The organism is Alcanivorax sp. 1008 (assembly GCF_020667895.1).
In the GTDB taxonomy this organism is placed as follows: domain Bacteria; phylum Pseudomonadota; class Gammaproteobacteria; order Pseudomonadales; family Alcanivoracaceae; genus PGZG01.
In genome coordinates this window covers 1-459 of record NZ_JAFMPS010000091.1, presented here as the reverse complement: position 1 = coordinate 459, position 459 = coordinate 1, and the positions used below count along the sequence as shown (strand labels likewise).

Here is a 459-nt window from a genome sequence, read left to right as displayed (position 1 = left end):
CCTCCCCGAAGCTTATCGCAGGCTACAACGTCCTTCATCGCCTCTGGCTGCCAAGGCATCCACCGTGTACGCTTTGTCACTTGACCATATAACCCAAAACAGTCACACAATATCCCGCGTAACCACTTCAAGCACACAGACTCGCAACAGATAATTTTCGCCAAAAGACGCAAGTGTCAGCATTCAAAGACACTCACTTCTTTAATTACGACTCAATCCATATTGTTAAAGATCACCACAACCTGCTCGTCGCAGGAGGGTCCGACTTAAAAGCCGTAAACAATTAATCCCGAGGAATTATTTGTTTACGGCTTCTCTTTGCCGGTAACTTTCAGACAGACAAACGTGTGAACTCTGAGGATTGATATCTTCGGTCGTTAAGGAGGTGATCCAGCCGCAGGTTCCCCTACGGCTACCTTGTTACGACTTCACCCCAGTCATGAACCCCACCGTGGTAAG

At 47.9% G+C, this 459-nt stretch carries 2 rRNA genes; both read right to left on the bottom strand.

The annotated features are described in order from the left end of the window. Positions 1–86 (bottom strand): 23S ribosomal RNA (locus J1C54_RS16415); the annotation flags it as partial. Positions 87–378: 292 nt separating this feature from the next. Further along, positions 379–459 (bottom strand): 16S ribosomal RNA (locus J1C54_RS16410); the annotation flags it as partial.